At 54.5% G+C, this 21,295-nt stretch carries 15 protein-coding genes; 14 read left to right on the forward strand and 1 reads right to left on the reverse strand.

Translation table 11 applies throughout. From position 1 onward, the window contains the following. The 14 genes from hybA to yrIlm (J5067_RS15240) all read left to right on the forward strand — a co-directional run bounded on the left by hybA (window position 1) and on the right by yrIlm (J5067_RS15240) (window position 20,312). Complete coding sequence (hybA, locus tag J5067_RS15175) at window positions 1-1,047, forward strand: hydrogenase 2 operon protein HybA (protein ID WP_264651465.1); 1,047 nt, start codon at window positions 1-3, stop codon at window positions 1,045-1,047. Next, the gene (hybB, locus tag J5067_RS15180) at window positions 1,034-2,233 is read left to right on the forward strand and encodes a Ni/Fe-hydrogenase cytochrome b subunit (protein ID WP_264643342.1); all 1,200 of its coding nucleotides are present in this window, start codon (window positions 1,034-1,036) and stop codon (window positions 2,231-2,233) included. Before hybA ends, hybB begins: the two co-directional genes overlap by 14 nt. Beyond that, entirely contained in the window at window positions 2,211-3,917 is a 1,707-nt protein-coding gene (gene hybC, locus J5067_RS15185) for a hydrogenase 2 large subunit (protein ID WP_264651466.1), read from the forward strand. The genes hybB and hybC overlap by 23 nt, the downstream gene beginning before the upstream one ends. Window positions 3,918-3,987: 70 nt before the next feature. Further along, window positions 3,988-4,521, forward strand: coding sequence for a HyaD/HybD family hydrogenase maturation endopeptidase (locus J5067_RS15190; RefSeq protein ID WP_264643340.1), 534 nt, complete (start codon window positions 3,988-3,990; stop codon window positions 4,519-4,521). Beyond that, window positions 4,518-5,054: a hydrogenase-2 assembly chaperone gene (gene hybE / locus J5067_RS15195; protein WP_264651467.1), complete on the forward strand. Its 537-nt coding sequence runs from the start codon at window positions 4,518-4,520 to the stop codon at window positions 5,052-5,054. Before J5067_RS15190 ends, hybE begins: the two co-directional genes overlap by 4 nt. Before the next feature lies 1 nt (window position 5,055). Beyond that, window positions 5,056-5,397 (forward strand): hydrogenase maturation nickel metallochaperone HypA, encoded by a 342-nt coding sequence (gene hypA, locus J5067_RS15200; protein WP_222157537.1) that lies wholly within the window; start codon window positions 5,056-5,058, stop codon window positions 5,395-5,397. 31 nt (window positions 5,398-5,428) lie between these two features. Continuing rightward, on the forward strand, window positions 5,429-6,535 hold the full coding sequence (hypB, locus tag J5067_RS15205) for a hydrogenase nickel incorporation protein HypB (RefSeq protein ID WP_264643338.1): 1,107 nt from the start codon (window positions 5,429-5,431) through the stop codon (window positions 6,533-6,535). Continuing rightward, complete coding sequence (gene hybG / locus J5067_RS15210) at window positions 6,526-6,813, forward strand: hydrogenase maturation factor HybG (protein ID WP_252317407.1); 288 nt, start codon at window positions 6,526-6,528, stop codon at window positions 6,811-6,813. The genes hypB and hybG overlap by 10 nt, the downstream gene beginning before the upstream one ends. After that, window positions 6,800-7,933 (forward strand): hydrogenase formation protein HypD, encoded by a 1,134-nt coding sequence (gene hypD, locus J5067_RS15215; RefSeq protein ID WP_264651468.1) that lies wholly within the window; start codon window positions 6,800-6,802, stop codon window positions 7,931-7,933. Before hybG ends, hypD begins: the two co-directional genes overlap by 14 nt. Further along, window positions 7,934-8,962 carry a hydrogenase expression/formation protein HypE gene (gene hypE / locus J5067_RS15220; RefSeq protein ID WP_319802395.1) on the forward strand — a complete coding sequence of 343 codons (1,029 nt, stop codon included), beginning with the start codon at window positions 7,934-7,936 and terminating at the stop codon, window positions 8,960-8,962. 136 nt (window positions 8,963-9,098) lie between these two features. Then, window positions 9,099-11,372 (forward strand): carbamoyltransferase HypF, encoded by a 2,274-nt coding sequence (gene hypF / locus J5067_RS15225; RefSeq protein WP_264651469.1) that lies wholly within the window; start codon window positions 9,099-9,101, stop codon window positions 11,370-11,372. A 254-nt stretch (window positions 11,373-11,626) separates the two neighbouring features. Then, a complete protein-coding gene (gene yrIlm, locus J5067_RS15230; protein WP_264651470.1) occupies window positions 11,627-14,947 on the forward strand; it encodes a YrIlm family inverse autotransporter adhesin in 3,321 nt (1,106 codons plus the stop codon). A 315-nt stretch (window positions 14,948-15,262) separates the two neighbouring features. Then, window positions 15,263-15,487, forward strand: coding sequence for a hypothetical protein (locus tag J5067_RS15235; protein ID WP_264627793.1), 225 nt, complete (start codon window positions 15,263-15,265; stop codon window positions 15,485-15,487). A 364-nt stretch (window positions 15,488-15,851) separates the two neighbouring features. Then, window positions 15,852-20,312: a YrIlm family inverse autotransporter adhesin gene (gene yrIlm / locus J5067_RS15240; protein ID WP_319802396.1), complete on the forward strand. Its 4,461-nt coding sequence runs from the start codon at window positions 15,852-15,854 to the stop codon at window positions 20,310-20,312. Window positions 20,313-20,442: 130 nt separating this feature from the next. On the opposite strand, the gene J5067_RS15245 is transcribed toward yrIlm (J5067_RS15240), so the two are convergent. Then, entirely contained in the window at window positions 20,443-21,285 is an 843-nt protein-coding gene (locus tag J5067_RS15245) for a hemin ABC transporter substrate-binding protein (protein ID WP_264643334.1), read from the reverse strand. Window positions 21,286-21,295 lie beyond the last annotated feature (10 nt).

The following is a 21,295-nucleotide window of genomic DNA, read 5'->3' on the forward strand; positions in this document are numbered from 1 at the left end:
GTGAACAGACGCAATTTTTTCAAGCTAGCCTCTGCCAGTGCGGTTATGGCGGGAACGCCGTTTGCCGCCAAGGCAGCGGCGACCAATCGACCGCCGATCCCCGGTGCACTGGGCATGCTTTACGACTCAACGCTGTGCGTAGGGTGTCAGGCATGCGTGACCGAGTGTCAGCAGGTTAACGAATCGGCCTATCGACCGGATAGCCAGATTTATGCCGGCGGTTCACCAACCTGGTCCAACAATGACAAGTTGAGCCCGTACACCAACAACATCATTCAGGTGTGGAGTAGCGGTACCGGTCAGAACAAAGACCAGGCCGATAACGGCTATGCCTACATCAAAAAGCAGTGCATGCACTGTGTCGATCCGAACTGTGTGTCGGTCTGCCCGGTCAGCGCGCTGAAAAAAGATGCCAAAACCGGCGTCGTGCATTATGACGCCAGCGTTTGTACCGGCTGTCGCTATTGCATGGTGGCGTGCCCGTTCAACATCCCCAAATACGACTACGAAAACCCGTTCGGCAAACTGCACAAGTGCGAGCTGTGTAACCAGAAAGGGCTGGAGCGGTTGGATAAAGGCGGCATGCCGGGATGCGTGGAAGTGTGCCCAACCGGCGCGGTGATCTTTGGCACGCGCGAAGAGCTGCTTGATGAAGCCAAACGCCGTATGGCGATGAAACCGGGCGATGAGTACCACTACCCGCGTCAGACGTTGGGGGCTAAAGATACTTACCTGCACACCATTCCGACCTACGATCGCCATATTTACGGCGAGAAAGAGGCGGGCGGTACACAGGTATTGGTAATGGCAGGAGTTCCCTACCAAAACCTCGATCTGCCGCAACTGGATGAGCTGTCTACCGGCGCGCGCTCTGAGCACGTTCAGCACACCTTGTATAAAGGCATGGTGTTGCCGCTGGCGGTGTTAGCCGGGCTTTCTGTGCTGGTGCACCGTAACACCCGGGATGAACGCAAGGCGGACGACGAACACCACGCCTGCCCGCATCATCCGAAGAAAGATCAGGAGAACGATCATGACGGCGCATAAAGCCAGCCCGCTGGGCGGGCGTCTGGTCAGTTGGCCGGTGATGCTGTTGGCACCGCTTGCGGTGATCTGCGGCGTATTGATTCTGCGGCGGCTTATCTTTGGTATCGGTGCGGTAGCGGCCCTGAACGGAGGCTATCCGTGGGGGTTGTGGATCGCGTTTGACCTGCTGGTCGGCACCGGGTTTGCCTGCGGCGGCTGGGCGTTGGCCTGGGCGGTTTATGTGTTTAACCGTGGCGAATATCACCCCCTGGTGCGTCCGGCGCTGTTGGCCAGCTTGTTCGGCTACTCGCTGGGTGGGCTGTCCATCACCATCGACGTGGGGCGTTACTGGAATTTGCCGTACTTCTACATTCCCGGTTTCTTCAACACCAACTCGGTGCTGTTTGAAACCGCCGTTTGTATGACCATCTACATCGGGGTGATGGCGTTGGAGTTTGCGCCCGTGGTGTTCGAACGGTTCGGGTGGAAGAAAGCGCTGAAGCACCTCAACAAGGCGATGTTCTTTATCATTTCGCTCGGGGCATTGCTGCCCACCATGCACCAATCCTCCATGGGCTCGCTGATGATTTCGGCCGGGTACAAGGTGCATCCGCTGTGGCAAAGCTATGAGTTACTGCCGCTGCTGTCGTTGTTGACCGCCTTTATTATGGGCTTCTCCATCGTCACGTTTGAAGGATCGCTGGTGCAGGCCGGGCTGAAAGGTCGCGGACCCAATGAACGCCCGCTGTTTACCAAGTTGAGCGCCATCACGCAGGTATTGCTGGTGCTGTTCCTGGTGCTGCGCTTTGGCGAACTGTTGTGGCACAACAAAACCGGCTATCTGTTCAGTGGCGATCGCTTCTCCATCATGTTCTGGTGTGAAGCGGCGCTGATGGCGTTCCCGCTGGTGCTGTTCCGGTTGCCGGGGGCGCGTGAAGATTCGCGCTGGCTGTTCGTCGGTGGCCTCAGCATGCTGTTTGGGGCGGCACTGTGGCGTTTGAGCTATTCACTGCTGGCGTTCAATCCTGGCGGTGGCTACCACTACTTCCCTGCGGCACAAGAAGTGCTGATCTCCATGGGATTTGTCGCCATTGAAGTGTGCGCATACATCTTGTTAATCCGGTTGTTGCCGGTTCTTCCCGCACTGGGAAGCGTTCATAAGAATTATCAGGCCGAGGTAAAGCATGAGCCAACGCATCACCATTGATCCTATTACCCGTATCGAAGGGCACCTGCGCATTGATTGCGAAATTGAGCATGGGAAAGTCACTAAAGCCTGGTCTTCCGGGACCATGTGGCGGGGAATGGAAGAAATCGTTAAAGGTCAAGATCCGCGCGATGCGTGGATGATTGTGCAGCGCATCTGTGGGGTGTGTACCACGGTGCACGCCATCGCGTCAGTGCGCGCGGTGGAAAACGCACTCGGGTTGAACGTACCGGTCAATGCACAGTATATCCGCAACCTGATTCTGGCTGCACACAGCATTCATGATCATATTGTTCACTTTTACCAACTGTCGGCGCTCGATTGGGTCGATGTGACGGCGGCGTTGAACGCGGATCCGAACAAAGCGGAAGCCCTGCTGAAAGGCGCATCCACCTGGTCGTTGAACAGCGCAGCAGAGTTCACCAAAGTGCAGCAGAAGATCAAAGACCTGGTGGCCAGCGGCCAACTGGGGATCTTCGCCAACGGCTATTGGGGACACCCGGCCATGGCGCTGCCGCCGGAAGTGAACCTGATTGCCGTCGCTCACTACCTGCAAGCGCTGGAATGCCAGCGTGATGCGAACCGTATCGTTGCCATTCTGGGCGGCAAAACGCCGCACATCCAAAACCTGGCGGTCGGCGGTGTGGCAAACGCGATCAACCTGGATGCTCCTGCGGTGCTGACCATGGAACGCCTGATGTACGTGAAATCGTTCATCGATCGTCTGGGCGATTTTATCGAGCAGGTTTACAAAGTGGATTGCGCGGTTATCGCGGCGCACTACCCTGAGTGGCTGACGCTGGGCAAAGGGGCCGATCACTACCTGAGCGTGCCTGAACTGCCGACCGACAACAAAGGCGGCAGCTTCCTGCTGACCGGCGGTTATCTGGAAAACGGGGATTTCAGCAAATATCGTCCGATCACCACCCACAACGATGCGTTTTTGATCGACGGCATCAAAGAAAGCGGCAAGCATGCTTGGTATAAAGATGATGAACCGTTGGCACCGTGGGAAGGGCTGACGCGCCCCAACTACACCGGCTGGCAGGATGATGGCAAATATTCCTGGGTGAAAGCGCCGACCTTCTACGGTAAAACGGTCGAAGTCGGGCCGCTGGCCTGGTTGCTGTGCGGTTTGGCCGCCAAACACCAAGACACGCAAGCCCATTTCGCGCAGGTTGCTGGTCTGTATAAAGCGCTGACCGGTAAAACGCTGGAAGAGAAACACTTGCACTCCACGTTAGGGCGTGTGATTGGCCGTACCGTGCATTGCTGCGTATTGAAAGATACCTTGGCGCAGCAGTGGCAGGCGCTGGTGACCAATATCGGCAAGGGTGACCACCAGACCTTTATCAAGCCGGAGTTTACCCCGGACAAAGAGTACCGTGGCGTTGGGTTTGGCGAAATGCCGCGCGGTATGCTGTCGCACTGGATTGTGTTCAAGAACGGCAAGATCACCAACTATCAGGCGGTGGTGCCCTCAACCTGGACCTCTGGACCGCGTAACTTTGAAGGGGTTGCTGGGCCTTACGAGCAATCGCTGGTAGGTACGCCGGTGGCCGATCCGCATAAACCGCTGGAAGTGGTGCGTACCATCCACTCCTTTGACCCCTGCATGTCTTGTGCCGTGCACGTGGTTGATGCAGTGAACGGTAATGAAGTCACCCGCGTGAAAGTGCTGTAACGGTCACGCTGTTGTTCGTCATTCCCGCTGTGGCGGGAATGACGAGAAGGATGTCGTAAAAGGGTTCATCATGAAAACATTGGTGTTAGGGATTGGCAACCTGCTGCTGAGCGATGAAGCAGTTGGCGTGCGCATTATCGAATCGCTGGAACGGCAATACGCGTTCTCGCCGGAGATTGATATCGTCGATGGCGGCACATCGGGCATGGAGTTGCTTGAAACCATGGCCCAGCGCGAACATATGATCGTTGCTGATGCGGTGCTGACTGGCAGCGCGCCGGGCACCGTCACCGTGCTGCGTGACAATGAAGTGCCTGCGCTGTTTACCCGTAAAATTTCCCCGCACCAGTTAGGGTTGGCGGACGTGCTGATGGCGCTACAGCTGACGGACGAGTTTCCTCGTCGGTTAATGCTGGTTGGCGTAGAGCCGCAGTCATTGGAGTCGACGATTGGGCTCAGCGACTGCGTGCAGCGTGCTATCGAACCTGCTCTGGCGCAGATCCTGGCGGCGTTGAATGCCAGCGGCATCACGGTGCGCAGAAAAACGCCACAGGAGCAGGCGGCGTATCCTACCACCTGTCTGTCGGTGGAGCATTGTGTATGAGTGAGCGCATTGACGATCCTTCCGCTGTGGCCGATCGCGCAGTGAGTGAGGATACGTTGGGCTTCGCGGACTCTCCCGCTGTCTGGCTGGAAGCGGCATTTACCCGCGTCGCTCACACCGATATGCAAACCTTGCCGTTCTATCGTGACGCCATTCCGGTAAAAACGTGCGGTTTCACCCTGTTTGAACAGCAGTGGGTCGGTTGCTTGTTAACGCCCTGGACGCTGAGTTTGCTGGTGTTGCCGGGACCGGATCAGGTGTGGTCACGGCGCACGGCCGGTGAGCGTCTGGCGCTGCAATTGCCGTGCGGCAATGTCACGTTTATCGCGAGCGAAATTGCCGACGCGAGCGGTCAAAACCATCAGTATCTTTCCTGTTCACTGATGTCGCCCATCGATCCCCATATGTCGGCACAGCAGGCGTTAACGCTGGCAGAACAGAGCGCGCGCATGGCGCTGTCGCTCCCGGTGGTGGATGCCAATGCGCCGCGTAATCTCAGCCGTCGTGCGCTGTTCCTGCGTGGGAACGCGTAGCATGCATGAAATATCCCTCTGCTACAGCACGCTAGAGTTGATTGAGCAACAGGCGCGTCAACACGGCGCGCATAAAGTCACGGGCGTATGGCTGGAAATTGGTGCGCTGTCCTGCATTGAGGAGAGCGCATTACGCTTTTGCTTTGAATCCGTTTGCCGACAAACGCTGGCGGAGGGATGCGAGTTACACGTTGCCGTGCGCGCGGCCCGGGCCTGGTGCTGGGAGTGCAGTGCGGTAGTTGACATTTCGCGCCACGGTGCGGGTTGCCCGCAGTGTGGCAGCTATAACCTGCGAATTGATGAAGGCGATAGCCTGCAATTGAAACAGCTAGCAGTAGAGTAACGCGGTTTAACACCGTAAGGAGTCAGTTCCTATGTGTACCACATGTGGCTGCGGCGAAGGGGAACGCAGAATTGAAGGTGATGAGCATGCTCATGAACATCATGACCATGACCATTCCCACGCGCATCATCATGGGCATCACCACGGACACGATCATGCGCATACGCACCAACACGCCCATGCTCATCATCACCCGCATCATCACGCTGATGACGCCATGTCGGAAGAGGCGGGCTCGCCGCGCTATGTGGTGATTCATCACCACCATTACCACCATAACGGTGATGTTCACCACCACTATCACGGCGAAAGTAAGGTGGTGTCAAAGCGCAGCGTAGAACAGGGACACGCTCATGCACATGACGACCACCATCACGATCATCACCATGACGCGCATCAACCGGTTGTTTTCCTGCCGCAAGTGAACGGTTCGGATCTGCACTACGGGCGGGGCGAGGCGGGAACGCACGCACCGGGCATGCCACAACAGCGTCTGTTGCAGATTGAAATGGATGTGCTGAGCAAAAACAATGCGCTGGCTGAGCATAATCGCGAGCATTTTTCTGCACAAAACATTCTGGCGCTCAATCTGGTTTCCAGCCCCGGCTCCGGTAAAACTACCCTGTTGACACAGACGCTTGATCGTATCAGCAGTCATGTGCCTTGCGCCGTTATCGAAGGAGATCAACAGACCACCAACGATGCTGAACGTATTCGCGCAACTGGGGTGAGTGCCATTCAGGTTAACACCGGGAAAGGCTGTCATCTGGATGCGCAAATGGTGCATGATGCCGCGCATCGTCTGCAACTGACGGATAACAGCATTCTGTTTATCGAAAACGTCGGCAACCTGGTATGCCCGGCCGGGTTCGATCTCGGTGAGCGCCATAAAGTGGCGGTGCTCTCGGTGACGGAAGGCGAAGATAAACCGCTAAAATATCCGCATATGTTTTCTGCCGCCGCGTTAATGATCATTAACAAGATCGATCTGCTGCCCTATCTGGATTTCGATCTTGACGCCTGCATTGCGTATGCGCGTCGGGTGAACCCAGATATTCAAGTGATTGCACTCTCGGCCCGCAGCGGCGAGGGGATGGATGAATGGTTCGCCTGGCTGGAGGCACAACAATGTGCTTAGGCATTCCGGGTAAAGTGGTGTCGGTCGGTGAAGATATTCACCAACCGGCGCTGGTGGATGTGTGCGGCGTGCAGCGCGCGGTGAATATCGCGCTGGTGTGCGAAGGTGAACCGGCGGAACTGATCGGCCAGTGGGTTTTGGTGCACGTCGGGTTTGCCATGAGCCTGCTGGATGAGCAGGAAGCGCAGGACACGCTGGACGCATTGCAATCCATGCAGGCGGTTGGGCTGGAGCTGGACGAAATGCGCCAGCACGGGGACGGTTATGCAGTACGTTGATGAATTTCGCGATCCTGAATTAGCCAAAACGCTGCTGCGGGAAATTGAAAAGCAGGTGGCAGCGATGCCGCACTGGCGTGAACATCCGCTGCAACTGATGGAAGTGTGCGGCGGGCACACCCACGCCATTTTCAAGTTTGGGCTGGATCGGCTATTGCCGCCGGAGATTGAGTTTGTGCATGGCCCCGGTTGCCCAGTGTGCGTGCTGCCGATGGGACGTATTGATGCCTGCATCGAAATCGCCTCGCACCCGGAAGTGATCTTCTGCACCTTCGGTGATGCGATGCGCGTGCCGGGACGCAAAGGCTCCTTGCTGGATGCGCGCCGTCACGGTGCGGATGTGCGCATTGTCTACTCGCCGCTGGATGCGCTGGCGCTGGCGGAGAAATACCCGGAGCGTCAGGTGGTGTTTTTCGGGCTGGGATTCGAAACCACCATGCCCAGCACTGCGCTGACATTACAGCAGGCCAAACGGCGCGGCATTCATAATTTTTCGCTTTTCTGTCAGCACATTACCATTATCCCCACCTTGCGCAGCTTGCTGGAACAACCGGATATCCGTATCGACGGCTTTCTGGCTCCGGGCCACGTCAGCATGGTGATTGGCGCTTCGCCTTATCAACCGTTGTGCGATGAGTTTCATAAGCCGTTTGTCATCACTGGTTTTGAACCACTGGATATATTGCAAGCGTTGCTGATGCTGGTGACGCAATTGCGTGAAGCGCGCTGCCAGGTAGAAAATCAGTATCGTCGCATTGTGCCGGACAGCGGTAACGGACTGGCGCAAAAAGCGATGGATGAGGTGTTTGAGATCAAGGCCAGCAGTGAATGGCGCGGGCTGGGTGAGATTGCCGATTCCGGCATGCAATTGCGCGCCGCCTATCATGACTATGATGCTGAACGTCGCTTTCAACCCCGTCAGCAGCGGGTGGCCGATGAACCACTGTCACGCTGCGGTGATGTGCTGACCGGTCGCTGCAAACCGGCGGATTGCCCGCTGTTTGCCTCGCGTTGCTCGCCAGAAAACGCCATTGGTGCGCTGATGGTCTCGTCAGAAGGGGCCTGTGCCGCCTATTATCAATATCGCCGGGAAGAGAGTCCCGTCGGGAGTGACGCTTAAGTGAATATTTGCAAACCGCCCAAAGAGATAACGCTGGCGCACGGCAGTGGCGGTCAGGCCATGCAACAACTGATTGCCTCGTTGTTTTTAACCGCGTTTGATAACCCACTGCTTGGGCAACGGGAAGATCAAGCGCGTATGCCGCTGGCCCCGCTGACGCAGCAGGGCGATCGTCTGGCGTTTACTACCGACAGCTATGTCATCGATCCGATTTTTTTCCCCGGAGGCGATATTGGCAAGCTGGCCGTGTGTGGCACGGTCAACGATCTGGCGGTCAGCGGTGCGCAGCCGCTTTATCTTTCTTGCGGCTTTATCATTGAAGAAGGGTTTTCCGGCGACGATCTGGTACGCATTGTGACGTCCATGGCGCATACCGCGCAGCAGGCCGGCGTGCAGATTGTAACCGGGGATACCAAGGTGGTGCCGCGCGGCGCTGCTGATAAACTGTTTATCAATACGGCGGGTATCGGCGTCATCCCTACTGAGATCAACTGGGGCGCATCGCAGATCCGTGCCGGTGATAAACTCATCGTCACTGGAACCTTGGGCGATCACGGTGCGACCATCCTTAATCTGCGCGAAAAATTGGGCTTGGAAGCGGAACTGAGCAGCGACTGTGCTGCCCTGACACCGATGATTGCACCTTTGCGTGCGATCGACGGGGTGCGTGCGCTGCGTGATGCTACGCGCGGCGGTGTGACGGCCATCCTGCATGAATATTCGCAAGCCAGCGGTTGCGGTATGGTGATTGACGAGGCGGCGCTGCCGCTGAAATCAGCGGTGCGCGGTATCTGTGAAATTCTGGGCTTGGAAGCGCTGAATTTTGCCAACGAAGGTAAGCTGGTGTTAGCGGTGGCTCCGCAGGCGGAACAAGCGGTGCTTGACGCGCTGCATGCACATCCACTGGGCAAAGAGGCTGTCACCATTGGCGAAGCGACGGCGCAAAAGCAGGTACGCCTGCGCGGAATATTCGGCGCTTCACGGCTGCTGGATCTGCCGCATAATGAACCCATGCCGCGCATCTGCTAACGTTTTAGGTTTGCTTCGCGTAAAGCATCCCGCTGAAGTGTGCGGAGCCGCCTACCCGGCGGTTTCACCCACCTGGGCGTGATTTTTTTCGCTGATGAAGAAAAACACAATATTCCTCTGGAGTTTAGCTCCAACTATGAGCAACGGTATTCGCATCCGCGTTAAAGGCAAAGTGCAGGGGGTGGGGTTTCGCCCTTACGTGTGGCAACTGGCGCATCGACACCAACTGTGTGGCAATGTCAGCAATGACAGCGCAGGGGTGTTGATTCATCTGGTGATGTCTCCGCAGGTTGCCTCGTTCCTTGACGACCTTACTCGCGAATGCCCACCCCTCGCTCATATCGACAGCATTGAATCACACCCTTATGAATGGGAGCAGCAACCCGCTGACTTTAGCATTGCGCACAGCGGCGCGGGTGCGATGGATACGCAAGTGGTGCCTGATGCGGCAACCTGTCCCTCCTGTCTGCAAGAGCTGATGACGCCCGGCAATCGGCGCTATCACTATCCCTTTATTAACTGCACCCACTGCGGGCCGCGTTTTACCATTATTCGCCATATGCCTTACGACAGGCCCAATACGGCGATGGCGACGTTTCCGCTGTGCTCGCCTTGTGCCGCAGAATATCAAAACCCTGCAGACAGACGCTTTCATGCCCAACCGACGGCGTGCCCGGATTGTGGGCCACACGCGTGGGTGTGCGATGCCAATGGCAATGCGCTGGCGCAGGGCGATGCGGCACTGGAACTGGCGGCGAGGGCGCTGCAAGCGGGGCAGATCGTTGCAGTCAAAGGGCTGGGTGGTTTTCATCTGGCGTGCGATGCCACGCAACAACATGCGGTAGAGCAATTGCGCCTGCGCAAGCATCGACCCGGCAAACCGTTGGCGGTGATGTTGCCGGATGAGCACTGGCTATCGCGCTGTGCGCAACTGACGGATGAAACGCCTGCCATCAACCTGATGAAAAGCGCTGCTGCACCCATCGTGTTGCTGCCGTTGCAACGTGGCGGCGCGCTGTGTGATGCCATTGCGCCCGGATTGAGTGAAGTCGGGCTGATGCTGCCTGCCAACCCGCTCCAGCATCTACTGCTGGCTTTGTCGGGTCGCCCGCTGGTGATGACCTCCGGTAATGCTAGCGGTAAACCGCCCGCGTTGACCAACGCGCAGGCGCTGGACGATCTCAATGGCTTGGCCGATCTTTGGCTATTGCATAATCGCGATATCGTGCAACGCGCCGACGACTCGCTGGTGCGCTGTCATGATGGCGCTGCGGAAATGCTGCGTCGTGCTCGCGGCTATGTTCCCGATGCGTTTACGCTGCCGCCCGGTTTTGAACACCAGCCCGCACTGCTGGCGATGGGGGCGGATTTGAAAAACACCTTCTGCCTGCTGCGCGATGGGTATGCCATTGTCAGTCAGCATCTGGGCGATCTCACCGACAGCGATGTCGAGCAGCAGTATCAAAATGCGATAGCACTGTTTGAGGATATCTATCGCTTCACACCCACGGCGATTGCCGTGGATGCCCATCCTGGCTATATCAGCCACCGCCTCGGACATCAGCGTGCCGACATTGCCGGTATTGCCTGCCATGAAGTGTTGCATCATCATGCCCACATTGCCGCCTGTCTGGCGGAGCATGGCTGGCCGCGCAATGCCGGACCGGTTGTTGGCTTGACGTTGGATGGTATCGGCTATGGCGAAAAAGGCCAATGGTGGGGGGGGGAATGTCTGCTGGCCGATTACCGTTCCTGCTTTCATCGGGGCGGGCTGCCTGCGGTCGCGTTGCCGGGTGCGGATTTAGCCGCTCGCCAGCCGTGGCGTAACCTATTGGCGCAGTGGTTGCGCTTTGTGCCTGACTGGCGAGGGCAACCGCAGGCGGCGAATTTTCCTCAGCATGCGCTGCCTTTGTTGATCAAGGCGATTGAGCGCGGCGTGCAATCGCCGTACAGTTCGTCGGCCGGACGCCTGTTCGATGCGGTTGCGGCGGCAACGGGATTTGGCGTGCGTGAACAAAGCTGGGAAGGTGAAGCCGCTTGCCAGTTGGAAACGCTGGCATGGCAAAGCGATGTCCAGTCTCACCCGGTATCGATGCCGCTTGTCGGCAATCTGTTAGATCTGGAGACATTCTGGCATGAATGGCTGGCCTATCAGGCTGCGCCCGCGCGGCGCGCGCACGCTTTTCACGTGGCGCTGGCGCAAGGCCTGGCTGCGTTAGCCCGGCAGGTTGCGCGTGAGGAGAATACGCATACTATCGTGCTTTCCGGCGGGGTTCTGCATAACCGACTGCTCAGCACATTACTGCGTCAGGAACTCACTGATTTTACTGTATTACAGCCGAGACGTTTGCCTGCGGGCGATGGCGGTCTTTCATTGGGGCAGGCGTTGATTGCTGCGGCGCGTGGATAATAAGAATATTATTTAGTTTTGTTGTTTTTAAATAGTAACTTTAAGGTTTTAACTGTATTTAAATTACTTTTAATTAACGCTGATTGTAATGAGTTTAATGAATTTAAAATAACTGTAAATATATCTCTCTTGTTATGAAATCAAATTCCTAAAAATAATCCTGATCAATAATATATGATTGTCACCGCAATGGTTAATCGATATTTTTATGACGATTATTATTTTCGTCTATTAATTTATTGTAGGTTTTGTAGATGGCAAGAAATGTTTTTTCTCAGGAAAAGGCAACAGTACGTTTCTTTTCAAAAAAAGTTACTGCGGTTGCATGGGTTAATATCTTATTTCAATTGTTTTTTCCCTTAAGTCTATCGTTCTCTCCGGCAATAGCGGCGGCTATAGCCGATTCCTCACCTGCTTTTTCCTCAACGGAGCCTTATCTTTTAGGCCCCGGAGAAAACATTGACACTGTTGCGAAAATGCACGGAGTTTCTGTTGAACAACTTAAAAAAATCAACCAGTACAGAACATTTTCCAAACCCTTTTCAGCCCTGACGACGGGCGATGAAGTTGAAGTGCCGCGTAAGCAATCCCCTTTCTCCATAGACAATCAACCGCCAGTTCAGACAGAAAACCGATTCGAAAACCAGGCAATGGCAGGGGCGACGATGCTATCCAGCAAAAATGCCGCTAAATCGGCAGAGCAGATGGCGCGCTCTGCGGCCAATAGTGAAGTCAACAGCTCTGCACAGCAGTGGTTGAGCCAGTACGGTACTGCTCGCGTACAGCTTAACGTCAATGATGATTTCAAGCTTGATGGCAGTGCAGTCGACGTACTGGTGCCGTTGAAAGATAACAATAAAAATATGTTATTTACTCAGCTAGGGGCACGAAATAAAGACAGCCGTAATACTGTAAATACCGGTATCGGCTACCGTACTTTTCAAGATAATTGGATGTACGGCGTTAATACCTTTTTTGATAATGATATTACCGGTAAGAATCGCCGGGTCGGCGTGGGCGCAGAGGCTTGGGCTGACTACCTGAAATTGTCGGTGAACAGTTATTTTGGCCTGACCGGTTGGCATCAATCGCGTGACGCTGTTGATTATTATGAGCGCCCCGCCAACGGTTATGACGTGCGTGCCGAAGCCTATTTACCGGCCTACCCGCAGTTAGGGGGTAAACTGATGTATGAACACTATCGTGGCGATGATGTTGCGTTGTTCGGTAAGAATAATCGCCAGAAAGATCCGTATGCCATAACAGCGGGACTTAATTATACTCCGATTCCGTTATTTACTGTAGGTGCAGAGCATCGCGCTGGCAAAGGCGGGCAATCAGACAGTAGCCTGAATCTCCAGTTCAATTATCGCCTCGGATCATCCTGGCAGTCGCATATCGATCCTTCTGCGGTGGCATCGAGCCGTACCCTGGCGGGCAGTCGTTACGATCTGGTCGAGCGCAACAATAATATCGTGCTGGAATATCAACAGCAAAACCTGATCCGTCTGACGTTGCCAGAACAGATCAGCGGAGACGCAGGGACTACGGTTACCGTGAATGCGCAGATTAACAGTCGGCATGCACTCGATCGGGTTGAGTGGGATAACGGCGCGTTGTTGGCGGCAGGTGGTAGCTTCACCCAGATATCCCCACAGGTCGTGTCGATCACCTTCCCACCTTATCAAGAGGCACGCAGTAGCAACAGTAATGTGCATACGATAAGTGCAGTGGCTTACGACAGCCAGGGCAATGCGTCTGCTCGTGAGACTACGCGGCTTGTCGTTGCATCCACTATGGTAGAAATCACGGTCGCCAACCTGACGGTGACCGCCGATAACGCCATCGCCAACGGCACGGCGAGCAACGCGGTGCAGGCGATAGTGACGAACGCCAGCGGCAACCCGGTTGCGGGGCAAGCGGTCAACTTCTCTGCCAGCAATGGTGCGGCCATCACCACAGTGATTGGCACCACCGGTGCGGACGGTATTGCCACGGCGACGCTGACCAGCACCACGGCGGGCAGCAGTGTGGTCACCGCGACGGTGAACGGTAAGCGCCAAACGGTGAATATCACGTTTGTTGAAGACGACAGCCAAGCGACGATCGCTACTGCCGATTTTACGGTGGCCAGTGGGGCGTTAGCCGACGGTATTGAAATTAATGCGCTGCGTGCAATAGTGACAGATAGCCTGGGCAATCCAATGGAAAACGCTACCGTAACCTTTACGACAACGTCTGGCTCGGTGACAGTAACAAATGCTCAGGTTCAGACCGATAAAGACGGTGTGGCAAACAGTGGGCTGACCAGTCTGGTGGCAGGAAACCATTCGGTGAGGGCGTCGGTGGGCACGTATACCACGCCGTACAAGAATTCGACTTTTACCAAAATAGTGACGATTGCGGATGCCGATTTTACCGTGGCTAGCGGTGCCTTAGCCAACGGCATCGATACCAATGAGTTGAGAGCGATTGTGAGAGACAACCTGGGTAATCCGGCAATCAATATCCCGGTTACCTTTACGGTGACCGGTGGTAACGCGACAGTGACAAAAGAAACGGTATCTTCAGGGGTAGGCGGTTTGGTGACCAGTGGGTTAACGAGTTTGGTTGTCGGCAGCCATCAGGTAACTGCGACGGTGAGAAACCATACTACGTCGGAAAAAAGCTCTGTCTTTGTGCTCGGGAATACCATCGCTGACGGCGACTTTACGGTGGCCAGCGGTGCGCTCGCTGATGGCATCAACAGCAATGCACTGCGTGCGATAGTGAAAAATGGACAAGGCAAACCGGTTGCGAATGCCACCGTAACCTTTGCGGTAACCAGCGGTAGCGCGACAGTGACGAACGCGGCGGTGCAGACGGATGCAAACGGCGTGGCAACCAGCGGGCTGACCAGTCTGGTTGCTGGCGACAATCAGGTCACGGCAACGGTGAATGATGCAACTACATCGGTGCAGACCTCTACGTTTGTGGGCAAGTTCATTAATGTGTCTGCCACTAACGCGACGTTTACTATCACCGATGGCTTTCCAAAAACGGGCTTCAAAGGTGCAAGATTCTCATTAAAGGTGACAGGTGCTGCAAGCGATTATCTTTGGGACAACGGTGGCAATGCATGGACCACGGTAGATTCCAATGGAAATATCAGTATCACTGCGAAAGGTAATTCAACGCCGGTCACTATTAAGGCAACACCAAAGGCTGGCGGGCCGGCGCTGACCTACACCTTCTCAGTGAATACCTGGTTTATTAATAATGGTAACTCGACAGCTGATAGAAATGGTGCTTCATCTTGGTGTGCAAACCAAGGGCTGACCATGTCAGATCGGTCTAAAGTAACGTTGGGTATGAATCAGCGTGGCGTTGGGACGTTATTTTCAGAGTGGGGAGCATTAAATCAATCGCGTTATCCTGGGTCTGGTTTTACTGATTCGTCCACCCCTGGCGGATTAGAAAATGCCTATTGGATTAAGAGCGATTCCTATACTTCTGGATATGGTGCGTTCTATGCGCAATCAGGGCAACATTCCAGCAGGCAAGATCGTTTTAGTCAATTCATACTATGTAATTAATTCGTGCGATATACCCATAATGGCTGACGTGTTGCTAATGTTGTGATTTTGGTCTTATCCGGACACCTATGACTGCATATCTACAATGGAGCACTGCGTCTGCTAACAGCGCCTGATCGATGGCAACGATACGTTGCTGTCGCCAGGCGCGAGTGTGTGTGATACCGGTAATCGTTGCCGCAATCGCTGATTCTGCACATATCCTTTCAGATACTGAACCGTATATTTTAGCTCCAGGGGGAACCGTTGATGCTGTTTCTGGAGACATTTGGCACGAATAGCTGGCCTATCAGGCTGCGCCCGTGCGGCGCGCCCATGCCTTTCACGTGGCGCTGGCGCACTGCGTTAGCCCGACATGCGGCGCGTGAGGAGAATACCCATACCATCGTGCTTTCTGGCGGGGTTCGGTATAACCGACTGCTCAGCATATTACTGCGTCAGGAGCTGGCTGATTTTACCGTATTGCAACCGAGGAATTTGCCGGCAGGGGTTGGCGGTCTTTCGTTGGGACAGACATTAATTGCAGCAGCGCGTGGATAATAGTGAAATTAATGTCAATATTTTGTTGCCTGATATATAGGTTGTTTTAAAAAACGTGCTGATGGATTTGATGTTAAATAAATCAGTTTATATGTATTTAAATTGCTTTTAAATAACGCTCAAAAGTAAGGTTCTTAATGAATTGAAATTAATTGTAAATATATCGCAGCTGCAATGAAGTCAAATTCCTAAAAATAATATTTCATTGAACTTATTTCTTGTTTTGTTAAAACTCAAAGGCTACCTTTCTCGCTTCTTAATTATTTGGTTTTTTTATTAATTCTGAGTTTAACATATGTCATACAACTATTTTGTTTACAAGAAAAGAAAGTTTGAGCAAAGAGTTTCTCGCAAAGTCACCGTAATGGTGTGGGTAAATATCTTTTTCCAATTGCTATTTCCACTGAGTATTTCTTTTTCTCCAGCGATGGCTGCGGCTATCGCTACTCCAGCGCATACTTTTTCAGATACTGAACCGTATGTGTTAGGTCCCGGGGAAACGGTTGATGCTATTGCAAAAAGATATGGAGTTTCGGTTGAAGAACTACAAAAAATCAACCAGTACAGAACGTTTTCTAAACCCTTTTCATCCCTGATAACGGGCGATGAAGTTGAAGTGCCGCGTAAGCGATCGCCTTTCTCTGTAGACAATCAACCGCCTGCTGAGACAGAAAATCGGCTCGCAAGCCAGGCGGCAGCAGGGGCGACGATGTTGTCCAGCAAAAATTCCGCCAAATCAGCAGAGCAGATGGCGCGCTCCGCAGCCAATAGCGAAATCAACAATTCTGCACAGCAGTGGCTGAGCCAGTACGGCACTGCCCGCGTACAGCTAAACGTCAATGATGATTTCAAACTTGATGGCAGCGCGGTAGACGTTCTGGTGCCGTTAAAAGATAACAATAAAAATATGTTGTTTACTCAGCTAGGGGCGCGGAATAAAGATAGCCGTAATACCTTAAATGCGGGTATCGGTTACCGTACTTTTCAAGATAATTGGATGTACGGTGTTAATACCTTTTTTGATAATGATATTACCGGAAAAAATCGCCGGGTGGGTGTGGGTGCAGAGGCTTGGGCTGACTACCTAAAATTGTCCGTGAACAGCTATTATGGTCTGACTGATTGGCATCAGTCACGTGACTTTATTGATTATTATGAGCGCCCCGCCAACGGTTATGACGTGCGTGCAGAAGCCTATTTACCGGCCTACCCGCAGTTGGGGGGTAAACTCATGTATGAACACTATCGTGGCAATGATGTTGCGTTATTCGGTAAGAATAACCGACAGAAAGATCCGTATGCCCTGACGACAGGACTTAATTATACCCCTATTCCGTTATTTACCGTGGGGGCTGAACACCGCGCGGGCAAAGGCGGACAATCTGACAGTAGCCTTAATCTCCAGTTCAATTATCGCCTCGGATCATCCTGGCAGTCGCATATCGATCCTTCTGCGGTAGCGTCGAGCCGTACCTTGGCGGGTAGCCGTTACGATCTGGTCGAACGCAATAACAATATCGTGCTGGAATACCAAAAACAGGATGTTATTCGCCTGACCCTTCCTGCTCAGATTAACGGTGAAGCAGGGACTGCGGTCACAGTGAATGCGCAGGTTGACAGCCAGCATAGCCTTGATCGTATTGAGTGGGACAGTAGCGCACTCGTAGCGGCTGGCGGTGAGTTTTCGCAGGTTTCGCCGCAGTCTGTGGTAATGACATTGCCTCCTTATCAATCAGCACGCAATAGCAACAGCAATGTCTATACGGTAACAGCGGTAGCCTACGACAGTCAGGGAAATGCTTCTCCTCGCTCAACGCTGCAAATTTCTGTAGAGCCAAGTACAGCAGACATTACTGAAGCCAATTTAACAACAACGACAAATAACGCGCTGGCGAACGGCACAGAGAGCAACGCGGTGCAGGCGGTAGTTACTGATGCCAGCGGCAACGCGGTGGCGGGTCAGTCGGTGGACTTCACGGCCAACAACGGCGCAGAAGTCACCACGGTGATCGGTACCACCGGGGCGGACGGTATCGCTAAGGCGACGCTGACCAACACCAAGGCAGGCACCAGCGTGGTGACGGCGACGGTAAACGGCAAGCGTCAGACGGTAAATGTCACCTTTGTGGCGGATGAGGGCACGGCAGAGATCACCGAGGCCAACCTGACGGCGACCACCAACAATGCGTTGGCGAACGGTACGGAGAGCAACGCGGTGCAGGCGGTAGTTACTGATGCCAGCGGTAACGCGGTGGCGGGTCAGGCGGTGGATTTTACGGCCAGCAATGGCGCGCAAGTCACCACGGTGATCGGTACCACCGGTGCGGACGGTATCGCGAAGGCGACGCTGACCAACACCAAGGCAGGCACCAGCGTGGTGACGGCGACGGTAAACGGCAAGGACCAGACGGTAAATGTCACCTTTGTGGCAGATGAGGGCACGGCAGAAATCACCGAAGCCAACCTGACGGCGACCACCAACGATGCGGTGGCTGACGGCACAGAGAGCAACGCGGTGCAGGCACTGGTGACGGATGCGCGCGGTAACGCGGTTGCGGGTCAGACGGTGAACTTTACGGCCAGCAACGGCGCGCAAGTCACCACGGTGATCGGTACCACCGGTGCGGACGGTATCGCTAAGGCGACGCTGACTAACACCAAGGCAGGCACCAGCGTGGTGACGGCGACGGTAAACGGCAAGGACCAGACGGTAAATGTCACCTTTGTGGCGGATGAGGGCACGGCAGAGATCACCGAAGCCAACCTGACGGCGACAACTAACGGTGTAGTGGCTGATGGCACGGCAAGCAACGCGGTGCAGGCACTGGTAACGGATGCGCGCGGTAACGCGGTGGCGGGTCAGACGGTGAACTTTACGGCCAGCAATGGCGCGCAAGTCACCACGGTGATCGGCACCACCGGTGCGGACGGTATCGCTAAGGCGACGCTGACCAACACCAGGGCAGGCACCAGCGTGGTGACGGCGACGGTAAACGGCAAGGACCAGACGGTAAATGTCACCTTTGTGGCGGATGAGGGCACGGCAGAGATCACCGAAGCCAACCTGACGGCGACCACCAACGATGCGGTGGCTGACGGCACAGAGAGCAACGCGGTGCAGGCACTGGTGACGGATGCGCGCGGTAACGCGGTGGCGGGGCAGTCGGTAGACTTTACGGCCAGCAATGGCGCGCAAGTCACCACGGTGATCGGTACCACCGGTGCGGACGGTATCGCTAAGGCGACGCTGACTAACACCAAGGCAGGCACCAGTGTGGTGACCGCCACGGTAAACGGCAAAAACCAGACGGTAAACACGCTTTTCATCGCCGATCACAACACGGCGAAGATAGCTGATGCGGATTTTACGGTAGGGAGCGGTGCGGCAGCAAACACCGAGCAGAGCAATGCGCTGAAAGCTGTGGTGAAAGACGGAAACGGCAATCTGGTTTCGGGTATCACGGTGACCTTTGCGGTAACGAGCGGTAGCGCGACGTTAACGATCCCTGAGGTCCAGACGGATGAGAGTGGCGTGGCGCAGACCGCACTGACCAGCCTGGTGTCAGGCGACAACCTGGTGAAAGCCTCGGTGAATGGCAGCAGTACGCAAGAGAAGAACTCAAGGTTTAACGGTGACATTAACACGGCCGTGATTGAACGCGCCTGGGTGGAAAAAGACAATGCTATTGCTGATGATGTCGACTATGTTGAGCTGCGTTCTCACGTTGTCGATGCAAATGGCAATGCGGTTGAGGGTGTCACGATATCAGCAAGTTGGGGCGGCAATGTCCAACATTTAGGTTCAACGCGGACTGATACTGATGGCATCTCTACCCATCGTTTCAAAAGTAATGTTGCGGGTTCTAAATCAATAGATTTGAGAACGTATATCAATGGTACTTATGGCCCTTACGTTTATTTGAGACCTGTTTTTATCGCGGATAACAGCACGGCAACGATAGCTGATGCGGATTTTACGGTAGCCAGCGGTGCGCTTGCCAACGGCTCTGACACTAATGCATTGCATGTTGTGGTGAAAGACGGGCTGGGAGATGTGGTTCCTGATATCACGGTGACCTTTGCGGTAACGAGCGGTAGCGCATCGTTAACGACACCCACAGCCCAGACAAATGCGCAAGGCGTGGCGCAAGCCACGCTAACGAGCAGGGTTGCCGGAGATAATCAGGTAACGGCGACGGTGGGCACGCACACTACAGCCGCACAGACATCCACGTTTACTCCGGAGGAATTTACGGGGGTCACAACGAATGACTACACCTTTAAAATTGGCGATGGATTTCCTACTACCGGATTTCGTGCAGCAACATTTACGTTAAACGTCAGTGGGAACGCGAGTGCTTATACATGGAACTCAAATCAACCTGGCGCGATAACGGTAAATAATGGTCAGGTAACACTGAACAATCCACCTTCTGGACCTGTGACTATCACCGCCACCCCGACAAATGGGCTGGGAGAGACGTTGAATTACTCGTTTACAGTGAACAGGTGGTTTACTAATAACGGCTCAACAAAGTTAGACTGGACAAGTGCCAACACATACTGCGACCAACAGCCGGGATTTAAGCAACCACATTCGATTGCTATTAATGGGAATGCTAGTTCCCGTCGCATTGGGTCCCTGGTGTCTGAATGGGGAGATATGAATAAACATACTGGCGCGGGGTTTTCTGAAACGCTCTATTGGGTCGATGTTGTAGGCGCAAGTCGGGGCTATCAGTGGTATGCGGACATCAGAAATGCTGGCGTTAACACGATGCTAGAAACTACCCCACTGGGAGTAATATGCAGTAAGGCACTTTAATATTGTATTATCTCAATTACTTATATAGCTTTATCGTGTGGTCTTGAGAATAAGAAGTAAAGGGCAGCTGTTACGGCTGCTCTTTTTTATTGGTATAAATCGGGCCTGGGTGATTTGATTTACCCTCGACTCAAGGCCCCGGATAAAAACCGGCACTTAGCGCCTGCACGGCGTGTGCCACTCTGGGTCCCATGCCTAGCACCAGCGCCTGATCGATGGCAACAATACGTTGCTGACGCCAGGCGCGAGTGTGGGTGATGCCGGGCACCGCAGCCAATGTGTCCAACCCACCCGCGATACTCTGCGATGTCACCACGATCACCTCTGGATCGGCGGCGATCATCGACTCACCGCCATAGGGCCGATATTGAGGGTGGGTTGCCATATTTTCTCCCCCTGCCAGTGCGATCATGCCATCGGCGACGGTGTTTTTGCCCGCCACCATGGCCCCGCTGCCTGCGACGCTAAGCAAAAATAGCACCTTTACCGGCGTTTTTTGTGCCGCGGTGAGTTGATGTACCCGCTGAAGATCCGCATTGATCTGCGCGATAAGCGCCTCTCCCTGTTCGACTTTTTGTAACAGGTTAGCCGCCTGGCGTATCGTGCCGATCAACTGCTGCGGCGTGCTGGGCGTGCGTTGAAACAGCGCGACCTGAACGCCCGCCTGGCGTAACTGATCCAGCGCGGCTTGCGGTTGGGCGTCCTGCCAGGTCATCACCAGCGAGGGCTGCAAAGACAACATGCCGTCCACGTTTAGCTGCTGCCAGTGGCTGACCTTGGCGAGCGTTTGTGTTTCGGGCGGGTAGGTAGTGGTTTGATCCACCCCTACCACTGCGCTGCCGCTCCCTACTGCATAGACGATTTCCGTCAAAGCACCGCCAGCGACCACGATACGCGCTGGCGTTGATGCTCCCTGTGCGGGCAGACTACATGCCAGACAACCGATAAACAGCGCAGATATCACCCTTAACATGTCATTTCCC

Origin of the sequence: Candidatus Symbiopectobacterium sp. NZEC151 (assembly GCF_025962655.1) — a bacterium.
In the GTDB taxonomy this organism is placed as follows: Bacteria; Pseudomonadota; Gammaproteobacteria; order Enterobacterales; family Enterobacteriaceae; genus Symbiopectobacterium.

Coding starts and splice junctions, on each gene's coding strand:
- hybB (WP_264643342.1), top strand. CDS start 1,034: ATGACGGCGCATAAAGCCAGCCCGCTGGGCGGGCGTCTGGTCAGTTGG.
- J5067_RS15245 (WP_264643334.1), bottom strand. CDS start 21,285: ATGTTAAGGGTGATATCTGCGCTGTTTATCGGTTGTCTGGCATGTAGT.
- hypF (WP_264651469.1), top strand. CDS start 9,099: ATGAGCAACGGTATTCGCATCCGCGTTAAAGGCAAAGTGCAGGGGGTG.
- hypA (WP_222157537.1), top strand. CDS start 5,056: ATGCATGAAATATCCCTCTGCTACAGCACGCTAGAGTTGATTGAGCAA.
- hypB (WP_264643338.1), top strand. CDS start 5,429: ATGTGTACCACATGTGGCTGCGGCGAAGGGGAACGCAGAATTGAAGGT.
- hybG (WP_252317407.1), top strand. CDS start 6,526: ATGTGCTTAGGCATTCCGGGTAAAGTGGTGTCGGTCGGTGAAGATATT.
- hybE (WP_264651467.1), top strand. CDS start 4,518: ATGAGTGAGCGCATTGACGATCCTTCCGCTGTGGCCGATCGCGCAGTG.
- yrIlm (WP_319802396.1), top strand. CDS start 15,852: ATGGTGTGGGTAAATATCTTTTTCCAATTGCTATTTCCACTGAGTATT.
- J5067_RS15190 (WP_264643340.1), top strand. CDS start 3,988: ATGAAAACATTGGTGTTAGGGATTGGCAACCTGCTGCTGAGCGATGAA.
- hybC (WP_264651466.1), top strand. CDS start 2,211: ATGAGCCAACGCATCACCATTGATCCTATTACCCGTATCGAAGGGCAC.
- J5067_RS15235 (WP_264627793.1), top strand. CDS start 15,263: ATGCCTTTCACGTGGCGCTGGCGCACTGCGTTAGCCCGACATGCGGCG.
- yrIlm (WP_264651470.1), top strand. CDS start 11,627: ATGGCAAGAAATGTTTTTTCTCAGGAAAAGGCAACAGTACGTTTCTTT.
- hypD (WP_264651468.1), top strand. CDS start 6,800: ATGCAGTACGTTGATGAATTTCGCGATCCTGAATTAGCCAAAACGCTG.